The organism is Lysinibacillus sp. GJ-1 (assembly GCF_021166035.1).
Taxonomy (GTDB): domain Bacteria; phylum Bacillota; class Bacilli; order Bacillales_A; family Planococcaceae; genus Lysinibacillus; species Lysinibacillus sphaericus.
Map to the genome: position 1 here is coordinate 1245853 of NZ_CP088912.1, position 24646 is coordinate 1270498.

Genomic DNA, 24646 nt, shown 5'->3' on the forward strand with positions numbered 1-24646 from the left:
GGAGGTATGGAACAACATGCAAAGAGACAATATTTCATACATTTTACCTTTCTCTGCAAAGAGTTGGGAGGCTTTGAATAATACCTCTGCGCAAGTGATGAGTTATTTAAAGGAACTCCATCAAATTGATTTAGCAGATGCCTCCTGGACCCTTCAAAAAGGGAGAAGAGCATTAGAACATAGAAAAGTGTTTGTTACGAGCAGAAAAGACATGGAAAGTAGTACTTTCCATGTCTGCAGTAACAATGGGAAAAGGAAACGAAACCTTGTATTAATATTACCTGGTGTACAAGATGTTAATATTTTATGGAGAAAAAGCGGGACGGTAGAAGGTCTCTATCCCCTATTAAAAGGTTATGAACGTACAGTAGAGCAGCTATTAAAAATGTTACCACAGCAAACTGCAGAAAAAGTAAGAAACATTGAAAATGATGATAATGAGGTCAAGTGTTATAGAGCATTGCTAGGTGGATATGCATGTGTCCAGATGCTAAGGGAGCTTGGCGTTCAACCATCCGCATTAGTTGGGGAAGGGATTGCTGAACTTGTATCTATGGTTTGCGCAGGTGCAGTGACCTTGAGGGATGCAATTAGCATAATTCAAACATATGGACAACTTGCTACGTATGAAGCCATTTATGAAAAATATGATTTAAGAAAAAAACAAATTCCGTTAATAAAAAAGCCTGGTATAAAAGCTAAACAACATATTGAAGATGCACTTGTCATAAAACTTGGCAGTAGTGATTTAGAAAATTCGATTACAAAACGATGTATGACAAATGTTGAAGCTGAAAATGTCTTGAATCTGATAGAAAATTCGAGTGATAGCTTTATCAATAATGTTTACCGCCTTATCGGGGACCTATGGTGTAGAGGGCTGAAAATTGATTGGGATATGATCAGTGCTGCTACTACTTCTTCGTTAAAAAGAGTTGCACTACCAACATATGTCTTCGATAAAAAAGAATATGATAGTGACGTAGTGAATTCCATAAATCCTTTACCAAGTAATAATTCAATACATTCTACTATAGAAAAAGTTGAAATGGAGCAACTCGACCCTGCTGTTGTATTAAGGAAGCTTTGGGAAGAAGTAATTGGTGTAACAGATATTCAGAAAACGAGTGATTTCTTTGAAATGGGTGGAGATTCACTGAATGCAATTATGCTTTCTTCGAAAATCAAGGAAACATTAAAAATTGAGTTTCCAGTGTCTGACGTATTTATTCATTCAACATTTGGCAAAATGGAACAATATATAGATGCGCATTTAGATCAAAAATCAGTAGATGTAATTGAAAAGCTGGGCGTTCAGAAATATTATGAAGCATCCTCTGCACAAAAGAGAATGTACATAATGAACGAATTGGTGGAGGATGCAATCCCGTATAATTTTGCAGCCGTCTATCATGTCAAAGGAAGATTAGAGCATACTAAAATCCAACAATGCTTTTCTAAAGTGGTCGAAAGACATGAGGCATTCAAAACTCGGTTCGACATGGTCGATGGTGAAATAGTTCAAATTATTGAAGACAATGTTGATTTCAAAGTAAAGTTTCAAACGTCTGAAAAAGAGCGGTTAGAAGAAGCAATAACAGCAAATTTAAAGCCATTTAACCTTGAAAAAGCACCATTATTGCGCGTAACTTTTATTAGCTTAAATGAGGAAGAACATGTCATGGTTCTGGATATGCATCATATTATTTCGGACCAGAGTTCTTTAGATATCCTGCTAAAAGAAATCGGCTGTATGTATCAGGGTGAGGAGCTTCCAGATTTAGAGATTCAATATAAAGATTTTGCTAAATGGCAAAACGATTTTTACAACAGCGGAAAAGTGCAAAAGCAACTGGACTATTGGAAAAATGAATTTAAAGAAGGTGTTCCAGTACTAGATTTGTATACCGATTATGACAGACCAGAGTTTATAAGCTATGAAGGCGGTAAAATTCACTATTCTTTTGAACGTGATATAAATCAAGGAATTCTTGCTTTCACTAAGAAGCATGGAATCACACCATACATGTTTATTATGGCAGCCCTTAATATCATGCTCTGGAAATATACAAACCAAAAAGATATTGTCATTGGTACAGTTATTTCAGGCAGAAACCATGCAAAATTAGAATCGATTGTCGGTATGTTTGTTAATACTTTGGCTATTAAAAGTGAGCTCGATGAAGATATACCACTAGAAGAATTTCTTCAGTATACAAAAAATAAGCTAGTCAAATCTTATGATAATCAAGATTGTCAGTTTGAATTGCTAGTGGAGGAACTTGGTATACCAAAGAGTGTATCTAGAAATCCGTTATTTGATATTTTGTTTAATTATATAAATATTGGTACGGATGAGGTCAATATTGAAGGACTTTCCTTAACACCATATGAAAATAACGAAATTAATGTGAAATTTGATATTAGTTTTACATTAGAAGAAAAGAATCAGCAATTTTATATGGATATTGACTATTCAAAAGCATTGTATAAAGAAGATACGATTCGTGTCATGGGCGAGCGACTCATTTATATCATTTCGCAAATGCTCAAGGATGTAAACGTAAAGCTTAAAGATATTGATATGATGACTGTGGAAGAGCGGAACTGGCTTATTGAAACAGTAAATCAAACGACTACGGATTATCCAGCACATAAAACAGTGTTAACTATTTTTGAAGACTATGCTAGAGATACGCCAAATGCTATTGCTATTGAATGGTTGGAAGATAAAATTTCTTACAAACAGTTAAATAATATGGCAAATCAGTTAGCTGAAAAACTTAAAGATAGAAATGTTGGATACCAAGATAAGGTGGCCATACTTTTAGACCGCGGTTATATGCAAATTGTCAGTATGTTGGGCATTATGAAACTTGGCGCTGTCTATGTGCCGATTGATCCTAAATTTCCTCAAGAGAGAATTGATTATATTCTAGAGGATTGTCACAGCAAAGTAATCGTTACAGATTATTCTTTGGAAGAAAAAATAAGTGTAAATATTGAAAAATTCCTAATCGATAAAGATGAAAATACACTCAATCGAGAACAAGATATGGGCATAGAATCCACCTATACATCGCAATATTTCAATAGTGATGATCTGATTTATGTTATCTATACGTCCGGTTCTACAGGTAAACCGAAAGGAACATTAATTAAGCATAAAAATGTCGTGCGTGTCGTGAAGAATACGAACTATATTGATATTAACGAAAATGACCGCATTATGCAGATATCTAATTATGTATTTGATTGTTCTGTATTTGATATTTATGGCGCTTTACTGAATGGTGCTAATCTTGTCATTATTCCAAGAGAGACCTCCCTTGATATTCCTTTGCTAGCGGAATTTATAGAGAAGAAAGAAATTAGTGTTTTTTGTATTTCAACCGCTTTATTCCATATGTTAGTTGACGGAAAAGTCGAATTTTTGAAGAATGTACGTAAAATCATTGTAGCGGGAGAGCAGATTTCGCTCACACATGCGCAACAAACAGTAAATCAAATTGGCAAGGGGAAGCTTATTAATGCCTATGGTCCAAGCGAATCGGCAGTATTTGCAACATATTACCCGATAGATGATATAGAGGATGTTTCCATTATTCCTATTGGTATTCCAATATCGAATACAACAGTTTATGTTGTGGACGAAAAGAAACAGTTGGTACCGATGAACGTTGCAGGTGAATTATGTTTAGGTGGAGATGGGGTAGGAGTAGGGTATCTAAATAGAGAAGACCTTACAAATGAAAAATTTATTACCCTTGATGCAGTAGGCGGTAAAAGAGTGTACTGTACTGGTGATAAAGTGATGTGGAACAGCAGAGGCCAACTTGTATTTTTAGGTCGCAAAGATTTTCAGATAAAACTAAGAGGATTCAGAGTCGAGCTTGGTGAAGTTGAGCGACATATAAAAAATATCGATGGAATAAAAAATGTCATTGTTACTGCCGAAAGGGATCATCTAGACACGCTATATATGACGGCTTACTATACGGTGAATGAAAATCATCATATAGAAAAATATGATGGAGAGTATGTGCGCAATCATTTAAATAATAGATTACCTGAATATATGATTCCATCTAAATTTGTGGTCTTAAAAGAATTTCCTCTCAACTTTAGTGGAAAAGTTGATCGAAAAGCGCTTGTAAACGCAGAACAATATTCTCAAAAAGTTATAGTGCAGGATGAGCCAAGAACAACTTTAGAAAAAACGATTCTGAAAACAATGCAGATGATACTGGATGTTAAGGAATTTGGATTGAAAGACAACTTCTTTCATTTCGGTGGTCAATCAATTAAAGCCATTGCTTTAGTAAAGGCATTGTCTAACAAAGGTGTGGACCTCAAAATTAATGAAATTTTCCAGTACCAGACAGCAGAAAAAATTGCTGCATCCATAGAACCGCTTGCGGAAGTATCGCCGCCTATGATTGATAAGATAAGGACAAGCAAAGATATAGAATTAAATGCGAAACAAATTACTAGTCTCGTAAAGAATGTTATTGCGCGTATTGAAGGTCTCTCTGACATTATTACTGCATCTGATACGAGAATGGCGTTTTCTCTTTCCCCAATTCAGAAAGGTCATATGTCAAAGGGGTCGAACTATAGTGGATTTATAAGCCATTTCGATGGAATAATTTCGAAAAATAGAATAAAGAATACTATTGCAGACGTAATAAGTAACAATCAGTTGCTGCGTTGTTCATTGGTGGAAACCGATGGCGAAAAGAAATGGTGTGAGTATGAAGTACTCAAATTAGAAACCATTATGAGTAATTATCTTACATATGTAGATATATCTATGTATACCGAGAGTGTAAAAACAACTATCATCAATAAGCTTAGTGAAGAAATACTTTTAAGAACCTACTCAAATAATGAACTACTGTGGCGAATGTGTGTATTAAAAGAAAGTGATACGAGACATCTCATTATCTGGGGTGCCGATCATTTGATATTCGATGGTATGAGTGCCGAGATTATCAAAACTCAGATTGAACAGGGGTTAAAAGGTACAACGAGCATGGAAAATACTATTCGAAGTTTTAAAGAGTATGTTGATGTGCTAAACGAAGGGCCATTAGGGATTAGTGAGAAGGAGCTAATTGAAAAATTTAATTTGGTGAAGTGGAGTGAAAATAATCGTAAGGTAATGGCACAACCAAAGCGTAATACAGCCTTGCGAAATAATATAGAAATTATCATTCCTTTATCAGATAAAAAGCATTTAGATATTTGGTGGTATGCATTCGATTTTGTATCTGATATTTTAAGAGATTACACAAATACAGAAGTCATTCCCTTTGCAGTGCTGGAGTATGCAAGAAGTTATCAGGGGAAGGATTTTTATAATAGCGTAGGCGAGTTTTTAGATATTGTACCGATTATTAGTGAAAAAGGAAATAGAACATCGGTTGAAACGGCCATTCAACTTTGTAAAGATCATTCCATCAATTATCTCGCATTACTTGGGGAAGAACGATTTAGTAAGGACTATCCAAAATTAAATCAACTCCTTAGAAAATACTATTTCAATGATAAACAGTACTGTAATTTCATCCTCTATAATTTCCAAGGATTTGTTAAAGCGGAGGAGAAACAAGCATTTAGTCATAACAATACTGAAAACAGCCTTGCCCGTATGTCTGTAACATTAAATTATGATAGTGACCACCTTTACATTGAAATTGAAGATGTTATTGGAATTGATGAGAAAAAATTTAGAACTATTGTAGAAAAAAGAAGCGAACAAGGGAGGGTATCACAATGAAAAATAAATATTTAACGATTTATTTAATTATTACATTTGGCTTATGTTGGGGGCTTGCATCAGCATCTATGATTTTCAATGATTTTTTTACAAAACTTTTTGGTGAAACGTCCTTTACGAACCCGATTGTTATGATTGCTTTGTATTCGCCATCCATTGCAGGTTTATTTGTTTATTGGTTAATGGGGGGCTTTGAGGCGATAAAAAATCTATTTTCTAAGTTTATTCCTAGAAAAAAAGATTTGATATGGTTTCCAATCATAATCGGTTTGTTTCTTATTTATGTAGGTAGTATTCATTACGGTTCCATTGCTGTTGGTTTTGATGTACCAGAGATGACATTAACTTTTAAGCAAATGGTCATAGAAGTAGTTAAAAATCTGTTTGAAGAAGCAGGAATTCTTGGTGGAGTACTTGGCTGGATCGGATTTTTAATGCCGTATCTTCAGAAAAAATATAACAGTAATATAAAAGCGGGTGTAATAACAGGTCTTATATTCGGTATCTATGTATTACCAGGTTATGTAATTACATCATTTGAATTGGCAGCTATTTTTCCATTGTACGTTATTCAATTAATGTTATTCCTTATATTTATTAGTTATATGTTTAATGCGACAAACGGAAATCTACTGTTTTACGTTTTATTATTCTGGCTCATTTCATCAGGTGCGAGACTAGAGTTATATTATTTTAATGCACAAGTTCAATTATTACAGATTGCATTTTTTGCAGTGTCTGTTGTTATTATGCATTTCATTACGAAGAAGAGAAATATTGAACAAAAGCTTCAAGTGTTACCCGATTATGTTGGGATGGGAGCATAATTTTTAGTTGAAAAATAGGAGAAATATCATGATGGAGCTAAAAACATTTTTCAAATCCAAAGAAGGTAGTAAGGGGCAGTTAATTTGTTTTCCTTATCTAGGGGGCTATGTCAACTCATTCAATGAAATTGTGCGTGCAATGCCGGAGGATGTTGAAATATGGGTGGCGAATCCTCCTGGACATTTTGGTTCTCAACTCGAACTAATTAGTGATATTCATGAACTGATTTCGCTATATTATCAGGAGATATCAAAGATTATTCGCCCAGGAAGCGTATTTTTGGGGCATAGCATGGGTGGCGTAGTTTCATATTTTTTGTTAGAAAGAATGTTTCAAAATCAAGAAAAAATTCTTCCAAAAACATTAATATTATCTGCATCTGTTGCACCATCCAGTTTTGCAAATAAACAGTATAGCAAGTTGAGTAATGAGGACTTGATAAAGCAAATACAGGTTTATGGTGGTATGCCAGAGGCTGTATTAAAAGACAAAGAGTTAATGAATATTATGCTTCCAATATTTCGCGCTGATTATGGCATTTTAGAATCCTCAGCAAAAGCGCCATACAAAAAAATTGATATCGAAACACATTTGTTATGGGGAGAAAATGATAAATCAGAGAATATTCGTTCAGCGATCATGTGGGATGATTATCTTGTTCAAGATTTAAATGTAACTTCTATTGAAAATGCAGAGCATATGTTTATTCATAATATGGAAAAGGAAGTTGTCACGTTCATCAATCAGTTTCTTAACTTAGAAATTAAAGTGAGGTAGTTACTGTTCTTCCCAGGTCTAAGGATTCTTAGATCTGGGAATTGAATGGTGCAACTTTTATAAACAGAGTGTCGCAGACGGAAAGAGCGTGTTTTACGGAAATAAAAAGAGGACTGCTTGCATAACAATAATACTTGAAAATGAGAAACCGATATTTGAAGCTGTTTTTACATATAAAAAGGTATTAGATTATGGAAAAAAATAAAAAAAATTCAAATATATATGTGTTATTTAACGGATAAAATTGTAAAATAATATTGGAGTAAATTTTTAAACGAAGGAGGATTCGAATTATGAATGACGTAAAGACAGATGCAGGATTTAAAAAGTTCTTGGTCATCTGGATGGGGGAGCTGATATCTAATATCGGTACTGGTATGACTGCCTTCGGTCTTGGCGTATACGTTTGGCAACTTACGAAATCCGCATTGGATGTTGCTATGGTTGAAATGGCAGCGCTACTTCCCATGATTTTATTCAGTCCGGCTGCAGGAGTTCTTGCAGATCGATTTGACAGAAGACTCCTTATGATTATTGGTGATTGTGTCTCAGGGTTGGGACTCGTTTTGTTATTAGTGCTAATGAATACAGGAAATATTCAAGTATGGCAAATCTGTCTTTGTGTAGGATTTAGTTCAGCCTTCGCATCATTATTAGATCCAGCGTATAAAGCAACACTAACGGATTTACTATCAGAGGATGAATATGCAAAGGCAAGTGGTATGGTGGGGATTGCTTCCTCTTCTAAATTTTTGATTTCACCAATTATTGGTGGTCTAATTTTAGCATTTTACAGTATGGAATTAATTATCATCATTGATATTTTGACACTTGCTGTAACAGTTTCAACAATTCTTTTTGTAAGAAAATCGCTTTCGGTAAAGCCTTTGGAGAAAAAAGATTTAGACTTTTTCAAAGATTTAAAAGAAGGCTGGCAAATTATTGTTGAATCAAAAGGGGTTATGCTTCTTATAGTACTGGTTTCCGTTTTAATGTTCTATATGGGAATTATTCAAGTACTATCAAAACCTATGATTTTATCATTTGCGAGTGAGAAAACAACCGGAATACTTCAGACAGTTGTAGCATGCGGTATGATGGTATCCAGTATTTTAATCGGTACAGGAATTATCAAAAGAAATTTTGTAAAAGTAATGGTCGTTAGTTTCATTGTATCTGGTATAACGATGGCAGGATTCGGCGCCACAACAAGTATCCCAGTTATTATTATTTCCGGATTTTTATTCTTTGCTTCATTACCATTTGCAACGACATGTATTGATGTTTTAATACGAAAATCGATAGACAATGAGAAGCAAGGTAGAGCATGGGGACTGATTTCTTTAATATCACAAATAGGTTTCGTCGTTGCTTACGTTATTGCAGGTGTTCTGGCCGATTACGTATTTAACCCAGCGTTAGTCGAAGGAGGCGTTCTAGCAAATTCTGTTGGAAAAATTATAGGTACTGGTGAAACAAGGGGAATTGGTTTTTTAATCATTCTTTCTGGAGTAGGACTAATAATTACGGCATTATTTGTTTCAAAATCTAAAGGTATTCGAGAAATGGAAAAACAAAAAGATACTGAGCTAATACCAACTGAGCAGTCAATTTAATAATAAAAATTTAATAAATAGTAAAGTCGTGTAGTTAGATGAAGGAGGAATAGCTTTGTTTCTGAAGATGGTAAAGAATGATTGTTACAGAAAGAAAATTGTTACGGCAACAATATTTATTTTTATAACGATGGCAGTAATCTTAGGAGCTAGTGCAACAAATATCATTGCAAATTTAACGCAGTCAATGTCAGAACTACAAGAAAGAGCACACCCAGCCGATATCACGCAGATGCATGCAGGAGATTATAATCAGCGCGATATTGATAAATTTACAGAAGAACAACGTGAACATATTGCTATGCAGGAAACGATGGTTCTTCTCACTTTAGATGGAAATAATATACATTTTGGAAACAACAATACAATGGCAGGTACTGTACAGGACATATCATTTGTTGTTCAAAATAAAAGTTTTGACTATATATTGGATCTAAACAACAATAAGTTGGACGTAAAAGAAGGGACTGTAGCTGTTCCTATTTATTTTATGCAGCAATATGACTTAAAAGTTGGCGAAACGATTACGGTAAAAAGAGGCGATTATGAAAAGGACTTTACCATTTCAGATTATGCCCGAGATTATGAGATGAATTCTTCACTTACTTCGTCAAAACGTTTTGTTATCAATCAATCAGATTATAATGAAATGTTGGTCAATCAAGTAGGCGAACGCGAATATTTAATTCAATTCAAACTACTTGAGACTGGCGATGCTCAAGCTGTTCAGACAGCATATATTGATGCAGGTCTTCCAGCAAATGGACCTACAGTTGGCGGAAAAATATTCTTAATCTTTAATGCAATGTCAGATACGATTGTAGCAATGGTTATTATACTGATTAGTATTTTGCTTATTATTATTGCATCGCTTTGTATTAGACTGACATTCTTAGCAACGATTGATGAGGATTTAAGAGAAATCGGTGTAATGAAAGCGATCGGAATCTCTAAGAAAGATATTAAAAAGGTATATCTTAATAAGTATAGAGCTATATCTGTAGTTGCAGGTATTGTTGGATATTTACTGTCCTTTGTAGTTGTTAATCTGTTTACGGGGAATATGAGACTTTACATATCTTCTGATTTATCAGGTAACTTGAAATATGTACTTTCTCTTATAGCGCCATTATTTGTTTATTTCATCATTACGTTGTACTTCAAGAAAGTGCTAAAACGAATTGATAAGATTTCTGCTGTAGAAGCACTACGTTCAGATATTATGCAACGCGGTAAGAATAAGAAATACAGCTTCTCCCTGCTAAAAAATAAATTTTTCAGCACCAATATTTATATGGGGATTAGGGATGTATTTAAGCGTTTCAAATTATATAGATTACTTATCGTTATATTTGTTATCTGTACATTTATTATTATCCTTCCAATAAGTGTATATAACACAATGAATTCACCGGAATTCTCTACTTATATGGGTGTAGGGAAATCTGATATGAGGATTGACCTTCGAAAAACAGATACGATTACAGAAGATTATAAAAAATTGCAAGAAGAGTTAGCAAATGATCCAGATATTGAAAAATACGCAGCTTATATTACAGGCTCGTTTCAAGTTAAAAATGCAGAAGGTGCATGGGATTATATAAATATTGAAACCGGTGATTTTTCAGTATTTCCACTAAGTTATTTGGAGGGATATGCGCCGAAAGAGGATGGAGAAATTGCTCTATCTTATGCGAATGCTTCTAAAGATGGATTAGATAAAAAAGTCGGAGATACGGTAATTGTAAAGGTTGCTGGAGCAGAGAAGAAGATGACAGTAAGTGGTATCTATCAAGATATTACAAATGGCGGGAAAACGGCAAAAGCAACAACAAGTCTGGAATTAAATGAAAATGCGATTCTTTGGTATATAGTGAACATGGATGTGGCTAAAGATGTCAATATCCCAGAAAAAATGGAATATTATCAAAGCCAATATGCCTCTGCACAGGTCAATGATATTAAAGAATATACTCAGCAAACGCTTGGCAATATTATTAGCCAAATGAGTACGGTTGTTATCGGTGGAATTGCCATTTCATTAATCATTATTGTTTTAATTACAGCCCTATTCCTGAGAATGTTATTATCAAAAGATATGTCTCAAATCGCTATTATGCGAAGTATGGGATTAACAGCCAATAATATTAAACAACAATATATGGCAGGAACACTACTAGTACTACTAGTAGGAATTTTCTTAGGTGTACTAGTTTCGAATTACTTAGGAGAGTATCTTGTAAGTATGGGGATGTCTTCTATGGGCGCTGCGAAAATAGAGTTAGTAAACGTTGCATGGCAGACTTGGCTACTATGTCCTTTAGCATTAATTGTAGTAGTTGGTATTACGATATCTGTGTGCTGTAAAGTAACTGTAAAAGATGATTTATCTGTTATTTTAAAGGGTTAAGAAGTAGAAAGACGATGCAATGGAGGAATAGATATGAATAATATTTTAGAGGCGACAAGAATTAACAAAATAGTAGAATTAGGAAAAAATAATGAACTGCATATTTTAAAAGATGTAAATCTAGAAATTAAAGAGGGCGAATTTGTAGCCGTAATGGGCCCATCAGGCAGTGGAAAATCAACACTTTTATATAATGTAAGTGGTATGGACCGAATTTCTTCTGGCGATGTACTTTTTAAAGGGAATGAGATTGGCAAACTAAAAGAAGAAAATCTAGCGAAAATCCGCTTAAATAATATGGGTTTTATATTCCAAAATATAAATCTTTTAAAAAACCTCTCGTTAATTGATAATGTTATGTTCCCTGCGCTTGTATCCAAAGATGCAGATAAAACTAAAGTGTATAAAAGAGCAAAAAAATTACTAGAGATGACTGGAATTGCAGCGCTTGAAAATAATAATATTAATCAAGCTTCAGAGGGCCAGTTACAAAGGGTCGCGATATGTAGGGCATTAATTAATGATCCAGATATTATATTTGGAGATGAACCGACAGGCGCATTAGATTCTAAATCTGCGACAGAGATTATGTCACTTTTAACAGAAATCAATAAAAAAGGAACAACAGTTATGCTGGTAACACATGATGCAAAAGTTGCTGCAAAAACTGAAAGAGTTCTATTTATGGTAGATGGAAAAATTGTCGCTTCTAAGAAAATGAATAAATTTGATGCGAAGGTTGACAATATTAAGGAAAGAGAAGAAAGCATTATGAAATGGATAGTGGAAAGTACCGATACTTATAGCAACAAGGATGAAGAGAGAATGGCCAAGTAATTTACGCTTTTGTATTTCTTGTTGCAAAATTATACTATAAAGTGAAATCCAAAGACTAGCAGTATTAAAATTTATATGGAGCACAATAATGATATATAAATATGCAATAAAAATAACAGAAAAAGCGTATCAAGATATTTTCCAACAATTTGAGCTAAGGATATCTGCTGAAAGAAAAGAAAAAGTAAGTAAATTTCACTTTGATGAAGATAAAAAGCGCTCTATATTGGCAGAAGTTCTTCTGCGTCATTCTTTGAAGAGGGACTTTGGCATGACAAATGACCATATTCATTTCACTATCAATGAATATGGTAAGCCAAATCTTCAAAATTTTGATCATATTCATTTTAATTTGGCGCATTCAGGTGACTGGGTTGTGTGTGCAGTGAGTGATACGCCTATTGGAATAGATATAGAACAAGTAGCAATGATAGAGATGGACATTGCAAAAGCCTATTTTACAAGCAGTGAGTATCAAGATATTTTAAGTCAACCAAAAGACAAACAAATACAGTTTTTTTATAAACTTTGGACATTGAAAGAAAGTTATGTAAAGGCTGAGGGAAAAGGATTGACTATTCCACTTGATTCTTTTTCGTTTTGCATTCAACCCGAAACAATACAACTGTATGAAAGCAACCAACTGTCACAAAAGTATAGCTTTCAATTGTTTGATTTAGATGATTGTCATATCGTTGCCTTGTGTTCCAAGCAGTTATCGAAAGAACCGATTTCCATTGTTTCTTTTGACCATCTTGATATATGGTAATGTTCAGCGGGCTGTCCTAGTTATTTAGAGGACAGCCTGCTTTTTTACAGGGTTTTTGGAAACCGTAATATAGCCGCTTAGAAGTATCTAGTAAAATTACTTCGACCACCGTCATTTTCCCAACGCTCAATATCTCTTCCATCTTCGTCCCACACATCGGGTCTTTCCCTACAAGACATTTGACATCCCCTTTATCAAATCGTTCCTTTCTATAGTATGTGAAGTTGTAACTTTTAGTTCATAGAAAAGGTTGTAAGCACTGATAAGTCGGTGTAAATCATCGATTAATCCATGTAAATCTTCGATACGTTAGCGCCTATTGTTGATAGAAAGTGTAACGACAATTTGGGAGGAAGCATTCATTTATTCCTCGTTAAAGCTATATTTTTGCATATGTGTCAAGTGACGTGGTGCATATACTGTGGTGAGGAGAGGGGAGGTGAGCAATTATGAGAATTAACTGGAAGATTCGATTCATGCATAAGCCGTTTTTATTGGCGCTATTTTCCATGCTGTTACTACTCGCTCAACAAGTGGGCGCCTTGTTTGGTTATGATTTAACAAGTGCAATGAGTGAGCAACTAACGTCCATTTTAAATACAGTATTATCGATTCTTGTTTTAATGGGGGTTGTTGTCGATCCGACTACGAGCGGTACCAGTGATAGTGAACGTGCCTTAATGTATCGAAAACCTCGATAAAATTCATGATATGTATAAAAAGTGTAATTTTACAATAAAAGTGAATGTGATATAATGTAAGAAAATTCTAATCGCTAAGGGGGATGATGAATTGTCGCTAGAAATGGAGCAGCGAATTGCTAAGCTAGAAAAAGAGATGGTAGCGTTACGGCGGGAAATGGATGAGTTAAAGCACCAACAGTCACAAGAAAAGACAACGATACAAAACATCAACAAATCCATCACTGGCCAATCTGCCTTACCAATCGCAAAAGCTAAGCCAACACCACCAACTTCACCAATACCAACAGCAAAAACAAATGTACAACAAGGGCGTTCAATCGAAGAGCAAATTATGTGGGCGCTTCCGAAAGTATTTATGGTTATTTTAGTATTGGGTGTGTTATGGGGGCTAAAACTAGTTAGTGATTATGGCTACTTATCAAACGAGGTAAAAATCATCCTCGCTTATTTATTATCCATCGCATTAGCAACCATAGCATATGTAGCAGAACGTAAAAAGCTAGGGTCATCAGCCGTAACCATTTCCTTATATGGGGGGGCATTTATCGTAGGTATTTTAACTACTGCTGCTGGTGCTATGCTATACGATGTATTGGGCTTAACATTAGCATTGTTTATTGCCATCCTATTCATTGGCTATGGCATAGCAATCAGCTATCTAAAGAAAAATGAGGTACTTACTTTATTTGTCAGTTTTACCTCATTGTTATTACCTTATTTACTAGAATACATGGATTTTAGCGCATACATTATATTATTCTTTGTCATTGTCTTATTTACAATGTTGCAATTTGTTATTCTTCAACATAAACAAAAAATTGCGCTTTATGTCGCTACTTTTTTCTCAATTTTGGCAATTAGTATTGTCGCCTTTATGAATAATGATAATCAAGGAATGTTTGCCTTAGGTTTGTTCATGACACTCGCTATTTTCTACACGAGTTGGTGTCGCTTGTATAATGTTGAATCGAAGTGGAAGCATATTTATGTTGGACTGCAATTTAGTTTAGGGATCTTTAGTTTACTAATGATGAACTTGATAAGTAGTCCACTTGATTATAAAGAGCTCCTACTGTTCGGTTTATGGATGTTATTTATAGTTATAGCGGGTTATGGCTATAAGCAAAAATGGCAGGAGGCATTTGATAGTGCCGTAACACTCGCATTTATTACACTTTGTAATACGCTATTGATTATGAATATACCAGAAAAAGCGGATGATTTACTTCTTCCATTCATACTATTTGCAGGCGTTATGATGAGCTTACGACTACGAGCAAGTATGATGAAGGTTGTCAGTTCAATAGGGTTTGTCATTGCACTTATGATGAGCTTTATCATACACGAGCCAACCCCATTTTTTAGTATAGAACATCTCGCTTTATTGATGCCAGGGGTATATCTCTTCGTTATTTATATGTATGCATTACGTCGTAAAGAAACATTAAATGCCTTTGAGAAATGGATGAAAGATTTATATGTGCTTGATGTAATAGCAGTTATTACAGCTAGTTACTTTATCGCCTATATAGGCAAGCTGGATAGTGTTTATATTGTAAGTGCTAGTAATACCCCACATCTAATGAGTATTAGCATTGTATTGTTGTTTGTAGGGTCACTGTTTCTACCTGTAACATTTAAAGGGCGGGCATTAACGCCAGTGCTGACTGTATTATTCTTGTTATTTACAATTATGTTAAACGTTATTCCTTCTAATATACAGGGGATTGAATGGCTCAATATTATGACACGGTTAACCTTCATTGCTACGATTAAGGCTATCATCCTGGATTTGCTCATGAAGGGACGTATTTATCGAATCTATCAAGACTATATGCCGAAATTTTTAGATGCCATTGTTAGTATAGGTGTAGTAAGTGCGATGCTAGCAGTATGTGGTCTTGTGTCACAACTCGCTTATAACGACTTACTAGATTGGAAGCTTAGCATTGCACTAACAACAATTACGCTCTTTCTCACGGCAAGCCTATCACTTTGGCTTGGCGCAGTGCGGCACTTACGAATACTGCGACTTTCCGGCTTTATCATATTAGCCATCGCCTTTATAAAGCTGATATTCTTCGACTTATCCGCACTCGATTTATTAATACGCGCAATACTTTTCATCTCAATTGGTGGCATCGGCATGCTACTGTCGAGTAGATTGTTGAGGAAATAAAAATAAAGACTGTTTACTAGTGTGACTAGTAAATGGTCTTTTATTTTACTGTAAATTTGTTTTGGCGTAAAAAAGCCACTCAAATACGTGCTCTTTGAAAGTATTATTGTCAATAAAGTGGTGACAGGAACACGCATAGCGGCTGTAGAATTTTATAATTATCATTCACCAATAATGAAATCAAACTAGAAACATTAGCAGAATGTAGAGTCTACTATTACCACGACCGTCGAGGTCACAACCTTATTATAAAGGACAACAAGTATAAGCACTATGTTAGTTTAGGGGGTAAGAAAAATGGAAATGGCTTATACAATACTTGTATTCGTATTTGGACTTGTATTTGGTTCGTTTTTTAATGTGGTAGGTTTACGTGTGCCGATGAAGGAGTCGATAATCCAACCACCATCGCACTGTACGACCTGTCAGAGGCAATTGACGGCAATAGATTTAATACCTGTATTGTCCTATATATTTTTAGGAGGCAAATGTCGTAGCTGCGGGCAAAAAACTGCATGGATTTATCCATTCATCGAGCTGCTGACCGGGATATTATTTGCCTTTTCATATTGGCAATATGGATTTAGTGAACAATTTATCGTGGCATTATTATTGATTTCATTATTGGTGATTGTGGTTGTATCGGATATTACCTATATGCTTATACCAGATAAAGTGCTATTGTGCTTTTTGCCATTATTAGTGATTGGGCGTATGCTAGCGCCTTTGACGCCTTGGTGGGATAGTATTGTAGGTGCTGTCGTTGGCTTTGGCGTAGTATATAGTATCGCAGTTGTGTCGCGTGGTGGAATTGGTGGTGGCGACATAAAATTATTCTTTTTACTCTACTTTGTATTAGGTACAATCCACACACTATTGACATTATTTATAGCAGCCGTTATTGGAATGGTTGCTGGAATGATTGTGCTGCAAGTGCGCCAGCAAGGTAGAAAAACAGCGATTCCATTTGGCCCTGCCATCGCACTAGCAGCGGTCATAGTGTATTTCTATGGAAATGTCATAATACAGTGGTATGTAGGATTATGGTAAGGAGGGAGATAGATGAAACCAATTATAGGTATAACGGCGTTTGCGGAAGATGATTTATCATCGAGATTAAATGTAGCCTATAGCGAAAGCATTATTGAGGCTGGAGGGATCCCATTTATTATTCCGCTGGGGGTAGAGGAAGATGCGGCACAAATTCTATCGTTAACGGATGGTTTACTTTTATCGGGTGGGCACGATGTTCATCCATTTGAATTTGGTGCTGAACCTTTACCAAGGCTAGGAAAGATACACCCGGAGAGAGACAAGGTGGAACTGGCCTTACTTAATGCAGCCTTTACAAGGAAAATGCCGATATTCGGTATTTGCCGTGGTATTCAAATGCTCAATGTTGCATTAGGTGGAACATTATACCAAGATGTTGATAGTGAATATCATAGTAGTAAACTGTTAAAACATGCACAACAAGCAGCTCGTGGCGTCGCAACGCATTATGTTCACATAACACCTCATACATTGTTAAAAACAATTATTGAAGAAGAAAAAATTGCTGTTAATTCCTTTCATCATCAAGCAGTAAATGTTTTAGCAGAGAAGCTAGTCGTTGCAGCAAAATCTAGTGATGGTCTAGTCGAAGCGGTGGTCCATGAAGAGTTTCCGTTTTGTCTAGCAGTTCAGTGGCACCCAGAAGAACAGGCAATTGTAGGAGATATTGCTGCACAAAAACTTTTTTCAGCTTTCGTTAAAGCGAGCATGCTATATAAAAGAGAAGCATAGGGATGACAGCTAAGAAACCAAACGAAAATTTAATAGTTTAGCCTTTAAATACAGTCTTTCACATAGAAAAGGCTGTATTTTTATTGTCATAATTGGAGGTATAGTTTAAGAGAAATTCTAACTATGCAAATTGATAATTACTTCAAGGCAAAAGGCAGCTACGCAGAGTTTCTTCAGGTAATTACAGTGAAACAAAGGATTAATAATAAATGTTATAATTGCATTTATATGTTAAATAAAGGGGTGGTTGTAATGGAATATAAATTATTAGTGGAAGAGGATTTAAGTAAATGTACCGAAACATTTATTGAAGTATTTAATGATGCGCCTTGGAATGATAAATGGACATTTTCGCAAGCTAAAAAATATTTATTAGATTTTTATCAGACACCTGGATTCTTAGGAGTTTTAGCAATAGAAAATGACGAGATTTTAGGCTGTATTTTAGGAGTCAATAGAGTTTGGTGGAGCGGAGATGAATTCTTTATTAATGAAATGTACGTAAAACAACAACAGCAGAATAAGGGAATTGGAAGAGCGCTGTTAAATCATTTAATTAAAGAACTCGATAATAACAAAATAAATAACATTGTACTGCTTACAGATAGAGGGATACCTGCCGAAGAATTTTATAAAAAAAATGGTTTTGAAGAAATAGAAAGAATCATCTTTCTACATAAGAACATTAAACAATCGTTATCACGTTGATGAACTTAATGATATATGCCATAGAACGCTCCTAAATGTAAGTTTGAGCACACATGCAAAAGCCACGAATGTTATCCCATCAACATTTCGTGGCTTTCCTAATCGAACATTATTTTTTCGCAAAATTAGTATAAGAATGCATTAATGTACACGGCGATATAAGCCGACAACTTGTCCTAAAATCGAAACTTGGTCTACAATAATCGGTTCCATTGTAGCGTTCTCTGGCTGTAAGCGGAAATGATTTTTTTCTTTAAAGAAGCGTTTGACAGTTGCTTCATCTTCTTCGGTCATGGCTACGACGATATCACCGTTATCGGCTGTTGCCTTTTGCTTGACGATGACTAAGTCCCCGTCAAAAATTCCTGCCTCAATCATCGATTCACCCATGATTTCTAGCATAAATAACTGATCTTCGCTTGTCCCGTAAATATCCGGTAAAGGGAAATATTCATCGATATTTTCAATCGCTGTAATTGGAGATCCAGCAGTAACCTTCCCTACAAGTGGTACATGGATAACACTTTGCTTTTGAATCGAATCCTCAGGCTCTAAAATTTCAATTGCACGCGGTTTAGTAGGATCTCGTCGAATAAAGCCTTTTTGCTCTAAACGAGCTAAATGTCCATGAACTGTTGAGCTTGATGCAAGTCCAACTGCTTCACCAATCTCACGTACAGATGGTGGATAGCCCTTTGCGCGTACTTCTTCTTTGATAAACGCTAGTATGTCTTCTTGTCTTTTCGAAACTTTTTTCATGATTGCTCACCTCTTTTTTTTATATCATTCTTCTTACTAGATAGTATAGCAGAATGCGAACACTTATGCAAACATAGGTTCGAAAAGTGTTTGACAAAAACGTTTGTTCGCTTTATTATAAGAACATACATTCCGAACAAACATTCTAAAAAGGGGATATGATGCATGAATTGGTTTAAAAAAAATACACATATTTCAATTTTATTGGGCGTAATTTTCTTATTTGCAGGCTATCTTTTTATAACTGATCCTGGAGACATTACCTACACTGAAATTCATATAGAGCATGGCGATAGCTTATGGTCGTTAGCCGAACAATACCGTGGTAAAATGGGTACGGATGACTGGATTAACCTTGTGAAAGCCGAGAACGAATTACATAGCGTTAATATTGTTGCAGGGAAATCACTCGTTATACCCGTAGTGGGTGACAATAAGATGCCCACCAATTCTATTGAAATTGCGAGAAGTGGAAAATGATGAATAAAAAACGAACGGCTGTACTGTACTGCCGGGTTAGTACGGAAAAAGAGACCCAAAGTTCTTCATTAGAACGACAACAAGAAGAATTGCTGCGTTATGCCAAGGAACAAAACTATGAAGTGATACAGGTTTTTCAGGACAAACATAGTGGTTATGATGTGGAACGCGAAGGTTTACTGGAGATGCTCGATTTTATTAAAGAAAAAGAAATTCAAGCATTATTTGTGCAAGATGAAACACGTTTAGGGCGTGGGAATGCGCGAATGGCTGTACTCCATTTATTGCAAAAAACAGATACAGATGTTTTTTCGATGCGAGATGCGGGGCCTGTCCAATTAAATGAGATGGACACGATGTTGCTTGAAATATTAGCGATTGTAGAGGAGTATCAGCGTAAAATTCATAATGCGAAAATTCGCCGCGGTATGCGTCGGGCAGTAGAAAATGGCTATCGTCCAGAAAATAACTTGTCCAATCGTGGCAATCCAAATGGTCAGGAGCGCAAGGAAGTACCGGTAGAAGAAATTGTGAAGTTGCGAAATCGGGGCTTTACTTTTGAAGAAATAGCCATGACACTTAGAGGTCTTGGCTTCGAAGTTAGTAAGGCAACCGTACATAGGCGCTATCAAGAACATCAAGAAAGATTAGCAGGCAAATAATTTGCACTGCTAGTCTTTTTTTATTCTACTAACAGTCTTGAAGTGTAGTAGAGAGCTCAACTTTGCCATTCTTCCTGCAAAATAGCGTAATAGTACTCATCCCACCAATCGTCACCATGTGGTATACATTTTTTGAAAAATCCTTCACGACGCATGCCGATTTTTTCCATAACGCGATAAGAAGCGATATTTTCGGGCTGACATGTGGCGATGATTCGATGAAGCTTCATTTTCGTGAAGCCGTAATCTAATAGTGCTTGTGCTGCCTCCGACGCATAGCCTTTACGATAATACGCAGGATTTAACACCCATCCAATTTCATATGTATGTTCGCCAAAGTAAGGATGGAATACGAGATGACCGATAACCTGTGACTGCTCCTGTAAAACAATGGCGAAATGCTTTGCTTCATCACGATTATCTGATATAAATTTTTGCACTTGTTGTGCAGTTAAAACGCCTTCTGGCATATAGTGCATCACGGTTTGATCGGACATATAGTTAACAACAGCCTGCCAATCTTGTATTTCAAATTTTCGGATATGTAATCGCTGTGTTGTAATGTTCACCTTATTTCCCCCAATATGTGTTCTTTATTAATAGTTATACACTACTAACATTTGGAAGTCATGTAAATTGTGGCTAAGCTGTGTGATTAAGGGTTGGTATAACTGCATTTTAAGGGAAAGCATGCTATACTTTGCATACTGAAGTCATCAAGGTATTGAAAGGTGTGTAACGATGTTATCCAAAGAAAAAATTAATCGAATCAATGAATTAGCAGCAAAAGCTAAAGCGGGCAGTTTAACGGAAGAAGAAGCGAAAGAGCGTACATCCCTTCGCAAAGAATATTTAGATACATTTAGAGCAACGATGCGCAATACAATTGAAAATGTTAAAGTTGTCGATCAAGAAGGTAATGACGTAACGCCTGAGAAGGTAAAACAAGCGAAAAAAAATAAATTTCTAAATTAATATGACACATTTCATGCAGGATGTAAGCAAACACATTTCGCGTGGACATTTCACTATAGATTTCTAGCAAAATCCTTGCCATCACTGAAGAAGGTTTCTTTTTTTATTTGTTAAACCTTCCTCCAAAATAGGCAGTAATTTTGTCGTTATTTCTATCATTGCTATGTCTAAGTTACAGAATGATGATAAAGTATGTCATAAATCTCAAATAGTATAACAAAAGCATTGTTTTCTAGGACAATGTTGACTAAACTGTAGTAGAACAATATATAGGACGAGAAAGGATGTCACAACATAATGACTCAACATGCGGACCAACTAGCGATTAATGCTATCCGAACATTGTCAATTGATGCAATTGAAAAAGCAAATTCAGGTCACCCAGGCTTACCAATGGGGGCAGCGCCAATGGCTTATACGCTTTGGACAAAACAACTTCGCCATAATCCGGCAAATCCAAAATGGTATAACCGCGATCGTTTCGTACTTTCAGCAGGTCATGGCTCTATGCTTTTATATAGCCTACTTCACCTTGGCGGTTAAGGCCTACCAATGGAAGAAATTCAAAACTTCCGTCAATGGGATTCATTAACTCCAGGACATCCAGAATACGACCATACGGTTGGGGTAGAGGCAACAACAGGTCCACTTGGACAAGGGATTGCGATGACAGTTGGTATGGCAATGGCAGAGCGTCATTTAGCAGCGACTTATAATAAACCAGGACATGAAATTGTCGATCACTATACATTTGCGCTTTGTGGCGACGGCGACTTAATGGAAGGTGTTGCGGCTGAAGCGATTTCATTAGCTGGACATTTAAAACTTGAAAAATTAATCGTGTTATACGATTCAAATGATATTTCATTAGATGGTGATTTAGAAAAATCATTCTCAGAAAACGTACAAAAACGTTTTGAGTCATATGGCTGGAACTATTTAAAAGTGGCTGACGGTACAGATACAGAAGCTGTTAACCAAGCAATCGAAGAAGCAAAAAAATCAACTGGCAAGCCAACGCTGATTGAAGTGAAAACTGTCATCGGATTCGGTTCTCCAAACAAATCAGGTAAAGCAGATTCTCACGGTGCGCCACTAGGCACTGATGAGGTTGTATTAACTAAAGCAGCGTATGAGTGGGCACATGAGCCATTCCAAATTCCTGCTGAAGTATATGATACATTCAATGCAGCAGCTGAAGTACAAGGTGCACAGCCGGAAGCAGCTTGGAATGCAAAATTTGAAGCTTACAAAGCAGAGTTCCCAGAATTAGCAGCTCAATTCGAAGATGCGATGAATGGTAAGCTACCAGAAGATTTCGCAGCAGAATTGCCAGTTTATGAAGCAGGTAAATCTGTAGCAACACGTTCATCTTCAGGCGATGCAATTAATGCGATTGCGAAGAAAACACCATCATTCTTCGGTGGTTCTGCTGACCTTGCAGGCTCAAATAAAACGACGATGAAGGGTGCAGGCGACTTCTCAGCGGATGACTATGCAGGTCGCAATATTTGGTTTGGTGTCCGTGAATTCGCTATGGGCGCAGCAATGAACGGTATGGCTCTTCACGGCGGTGTTAACGTCTTTGGCGGAACATTCTTCGTATTCTCTGATTATGTACGTCCAGCTGTACGTCTTTCTGCATTAATGGGTCTTCCTGTGACATATGTATTCACACATGACTCAATCGCTGTAGGGGAAGATGGTCCAACACATGAACCAATCGAGCATTTAGCTTCATTACGTGCAATGCCAAACCTTTCTGTTGTTCGTCCAGCAGATGCGAACGAATCAGCAGTAGCATGGGAGCTTGCAGTATCATCAGAAAAAACACCAACTGTATTAGTATTATCTCGTCAAAACTTACCAGTGCTTGACGCGTCAATCGAAACAGTTCGTGAAGGTGTAGTAAAAGGTGCTTACACTGTTTCACCTGCATCGAAAGAAGTAGCAGATGCTATTTTAATTGCAACAGGTTCTGAAGTTTCACTTGCAATTGAAGCGCAAAAAGCATTAAAAGCTGAAGATATGGACGTTGCAGTCGTATCAATGCCTTCAATGGATCGCTTTGAAAAACAAGATGCAGCATATAAAGAATCGGTTCTTCCAAAAGCTGTTACAAAACGTCTAGCAATCGAAATGGGTGCATCATTCGGTTGGCACAAATATACTGGTTTTGAAGGTGACGTTCTTGCAATCGACAAGTTCGGCGCTTCTGCTCCAGGTGAGTTAGTTATGGAAAAATACGGTTTCACTGTAGAAAACGTTGTAGCAAAAGTTAAAGCACTATAAGATTTGGCTTCCATAAAAAATACTGTAAGCTCTAATTAAGCGTTACGGTCAGACTGTAGACAAACTCGGAAATTTTCGAGGTTGTCTACAGTCCTTTTTTTATTTTAAAAATATATGTAGATGACAACTACCGTTGATTTCCATTGCGGGCGATGTTTACTTTTACAACAATGAAAAAAGCTGGCTACTTGTACATGGTAAGCTACTTAACGGAAAGGGTATTGTCGAAGACTATATTCAATGTGGCAAAAATATATTTCTTGTCCTTAAAAAGGTAAAAAAATACAAAAGGCATCCGCGTTGAATTGCTTGATACCTTTTGTCGACAATCTGAAAGTAGCAAGCGCTACTCTAATTTTATTTAATTACTCTTTTATTACTACATAAGTATATCCTATGTTACAAATCTACTTCGATTTCCGTCAAACTTTTTACTACCCGCTTATCCTCAATCCTTTCAATATGATAATATTATTAAAAGAAATTTTATCATAAAGCATAAAAAAATGTAAAAGGTGAGCTTAAATGATTAAAAAATACTTTTTTTCTTTTTTTGCTTTTTTATTTTTATTAGTGGGATGTTCAAATGAAGAAGTAAATATCGTCAAAAAACATGAAGTTATAGAAATTGGGATTGTAGGGGAAATACCTTCGTTAATTAAAGAAAACAATATAAAATTTAAAAAAATAATGTTACAAGATTTACATAAAAAAAATGAAGATTCTTTTGATGCTATCATGATTACGAAAGATTATTTACAAGAAGCTTCCGACGAACAATATACTCAATTTTATTTAAATTCCTCTATACCTATTGTATTTGTTCAGTCAGACAAAGCAATTTCAGCTTTTATTATTCCTAACCACACGTACGAAAATACATTTGAAAATCAAGCTCAAGATTATTTTATCGGTTATTATCAAGGTACTACTTTTGGCGTTGCTTTGAATGGAAATACAAATGAGGATTTAATAAAAGGTTATTGGAGTTTATTTGATTTATTAGATAGATTAAAACAAACAAATAATTAAAAAGAAACCGCAAGCTCCTATTGAGCGCTGCGGTATTTTTTTGATCTTTTC

The 24646-nt window shown here is 35.7% G+C and carries 18 protein-coding genes and 1 pseudogene; 17 read left to right on the forward strand and 2 right to left on the reverse strand.

Going from position 1 to position 24646, the window contains the following annotated elements; all coding sequences use genetic code 11:
• Positions 1 to 16 precede the first annotated feature (16 nt).
• The 12 genes from LO754_RS05725 (at position 17) to LO754_RS05780 (ending at position 18395) form a co-directional block, all read left to right on the forward strand.
• The gene (locus LO754_RS05725; RefSeq protein ID WP_231785767.1) at positions 17 to 5782 is read left to right on the forward strand and encodes a non-ribosomal peptide synthetase; all 5766 of its coding nucleotides are present in this window, start codon (positions 17 to 19) and stop codon (positions 5780 to 5782) included.
• Entirely contained in the window at positions 5779 to 6609 is an 831-nt protein-coding gene (locus LO754_RS05730) for a hypothetical protein (protein ID WP_231785768.1), read from the forward strand. The genes LO754_RS05725 and LO754_RS05730 overlap by 4 nt, the downstream gene beginning before the upstream one ends.
• 28 nt (positions 6610 to 6637) lie before the next feature.
• A complete protein-coding gene (locus tag LO754_RS05735) occupies positions 6638 to 7387 on the forward strand; it encodes a thioesterase II family protein (protein WP_231785769.1) in 750 nt (249 codons plus the stop codon).
• Between the two features lie 293 nt (positions 7388 to 7680).
• Entirely contained in the window at positions 7681 to 9003 is a 1323-nt protein-coding gene (locus tag LO754_RS05740) for an MFS transporter (RefSeq protein WP_024361540.1), read from the forward strand.
• A 55-nt stretch (positions 9004 to 9058) separates the two neighbouring features.
• Positions 9059 to 11413: an FtsX-like permease family protein gene (locus tag LO754_RS05745; RefSeq protein WP_231785770.1), complete on the forward strand. Its 2355-nt coding sequence runs from the start codon at positions 9059 to 9061 to the stop codon at positions 11411 to 11413.
• A 33-nt stretch (positions 11414 to 11446) separates the two neighbouring features.
• Positions 11447 to 12250 (forward strand): ABC transporter ATP-binding protein, encoded by an 804-nt coding sequence (locus LO754_RS05750; protein ID WP_231785771.1) that lies wholly within the window; start codon positions 11447 to 11449, stop codon positions 12248 to 12250.
• An 88-nt stretch (positions 12251 to 12338) separates the two neighbouring features.
• Positions 12339 to 13019, forward strand: coding sequence for a 4'-phosphopantetheinyl transferase superfamily protein (locus LO754_RS05755; RefSeq protein ID WP_231785772.1), 681 nt, complete (start codon positions 12339 to 12341; stop codon positions 13017 to 13019).
• Between the two features lie 449 nt (positions 13020 to 13468).
• Positions 13469 to 13720, forward strand: coding sequence for a phage holin (locus tag LO754_RS05760; RefSeq protein WP_024361536.1), 252 nt, complete (start codon positions 13469 to 13471; stop codon positions 13718 to 13720).
• 91 nt (positions 13721 to 13811) lie between these two features.
• On the forward strand, positions 13812 to 15902 hold the full coding sequence (locus LO754_RS05765; RefSeq protein ID WP_231785773.1) for a DUF2339 domain-containing protein: 2091 nt from the start codon (positions 13812 to 13814) through the stop codon (positions 15900 to 15902).
• A 297-nt stretch (positions 15903 to 16199) separates the two neighbouring features.
• A complete protein-coding gene (locus tag LO754_RS05770) occupies positions 16200 to 16952 on the forward strand; it encodes an A24 family peptidase (protein WP_231785774.1) in 753 nt (250 codons plus the stop codon).
• Positions 16953 to 16964: 12 nt separating this feature from the next.
• Positions 16965 to 17687: a gamma-glutamyl-gamma-aminobutyrate hydrolase family protein gene (locus tag LO754_RS05775; protein ID WP_024361533.1), complete on the forward strand. Its 723-nt coding sequence runs from the start codon at positions 16965 to 16967 to the stop codon at positions 17685 to 17687.
• A 252-nt stretch (positions 17688 to 17939) separates the two neighbouring features.
• Positions 17940 to 18395 carry a GNAT family N-acetyltransferase gene (locus LO754_RS05780; protein ID WP_107894564.1) on the forward strand — a complete coding sequence of 152 codons (456 nt, stop codon included), beginning with the start codon at positions 17940 to 17942 and terminating at the stop codon, positions 18393 to 18395.
• Positions 18396 to 18536: 141 nt separating this feature from the next.
• Here LO754_RS05780 and lexA read toward each other — a convergent pair whose 3' ends face one another.
• On the reverse strand, positions 18537 to 19154 hold the full coding sequence (gene lexA, locus LO754_RS05785) for a transcriptional repressor LexA (protein ID WP_024361531.1): 618 nt from the start codon (positions 19152 to 19154) through the stop codon (positions 18537 to 18539).
• Positions 19155 to 19319: 165 nt separating this feature from the next.
• Here lexA and yneA point away from each other — a divergent pair, with 165 nt between their 5' ends.
• Together yneA and LO754_RS05795 are read left to right on the forward strand one after the other, a co-directional pair.
• Entirely contained in the window at positions 19320 to 19634 is a 315-nt protein-coding gene (gene yneA / locus LO754_RS05790; protein WP_024361530.1) for a cell division suppressor protein YneA, read from the forward strand.
• The gene (locus LO754_RS05795) at positions 19634 to 20296 is read left to right on the forward strand and encodes a YneB family resolvase-like protein (RefSeq protein ID WP_024361529.1); all 663 of its coding nucleotides are present in this window, start codon (positions 19634 to 19636) and stop codon (positions 20294 to 20296) included. Before yneA ends, LO754_RS05795 begins: the two co-directional genes overlap by 1 nt.
• Positions 20297 to 20352: 56 nt before the next feature.
• Here the strand turns inward: LO754_RS05795 and LO754_RS05800 are convergent, their stop codons facing one another.
• Positions 20353 to 20865, reverse strand: coding sequence for a GNAT family N-acetyltransferase (locus tag LO754_RS05800; RefSeq protein WP_024361528.1), 513 nt, complete (start codon positions 20863 to 20865; stop codon positions 20353 to 20355).
• Between the two features lie 172 nt (positions 20866 to 21037).
• Here LO754_RS05800 and LO754_RS05805 point away from each other — a divergent pair, with 172 nt between their 5' ends.
• The 3 genes and pseudogenes from LO754_RS05805 (at position 21038) to LO754_RS05815 (ending at position 24595) form a co-directional block, all read left to right on the forward strand.
• A complete protein-coding gene (locus LO754_RS05805; protein WP_024361527.1) occupies positions 21038 to 21271 on the forward strand; it encodes a DUF896 domain-containing protein in 234 nt (77 codons plus the stop codon).
• A gap of 297 nt (positions 21272 to 21568) precedes the next feature.
• Positions 21569 to 23563 (forward strand): annotated as a pseudogene (tkt, locus tag LO754_RS05810) (transketolase).
• A 525-nt stretch (positions 23564 to 24088) separates the two neighbouring features.
• The gene (locus LO754_RS05815) at positions 24089 to 24595 is read left to right on the forward strand and encodes a hypothetical protein (RefSeq protein WP_025218884.1); all 507 of its coding nucleotides are present in this window, start codon (positions 24089 to 24091) and stop codon (positions 24593 to 24595) included.
• Positions 24596 to 24646 lie beyond the last annotated feature (51 nt).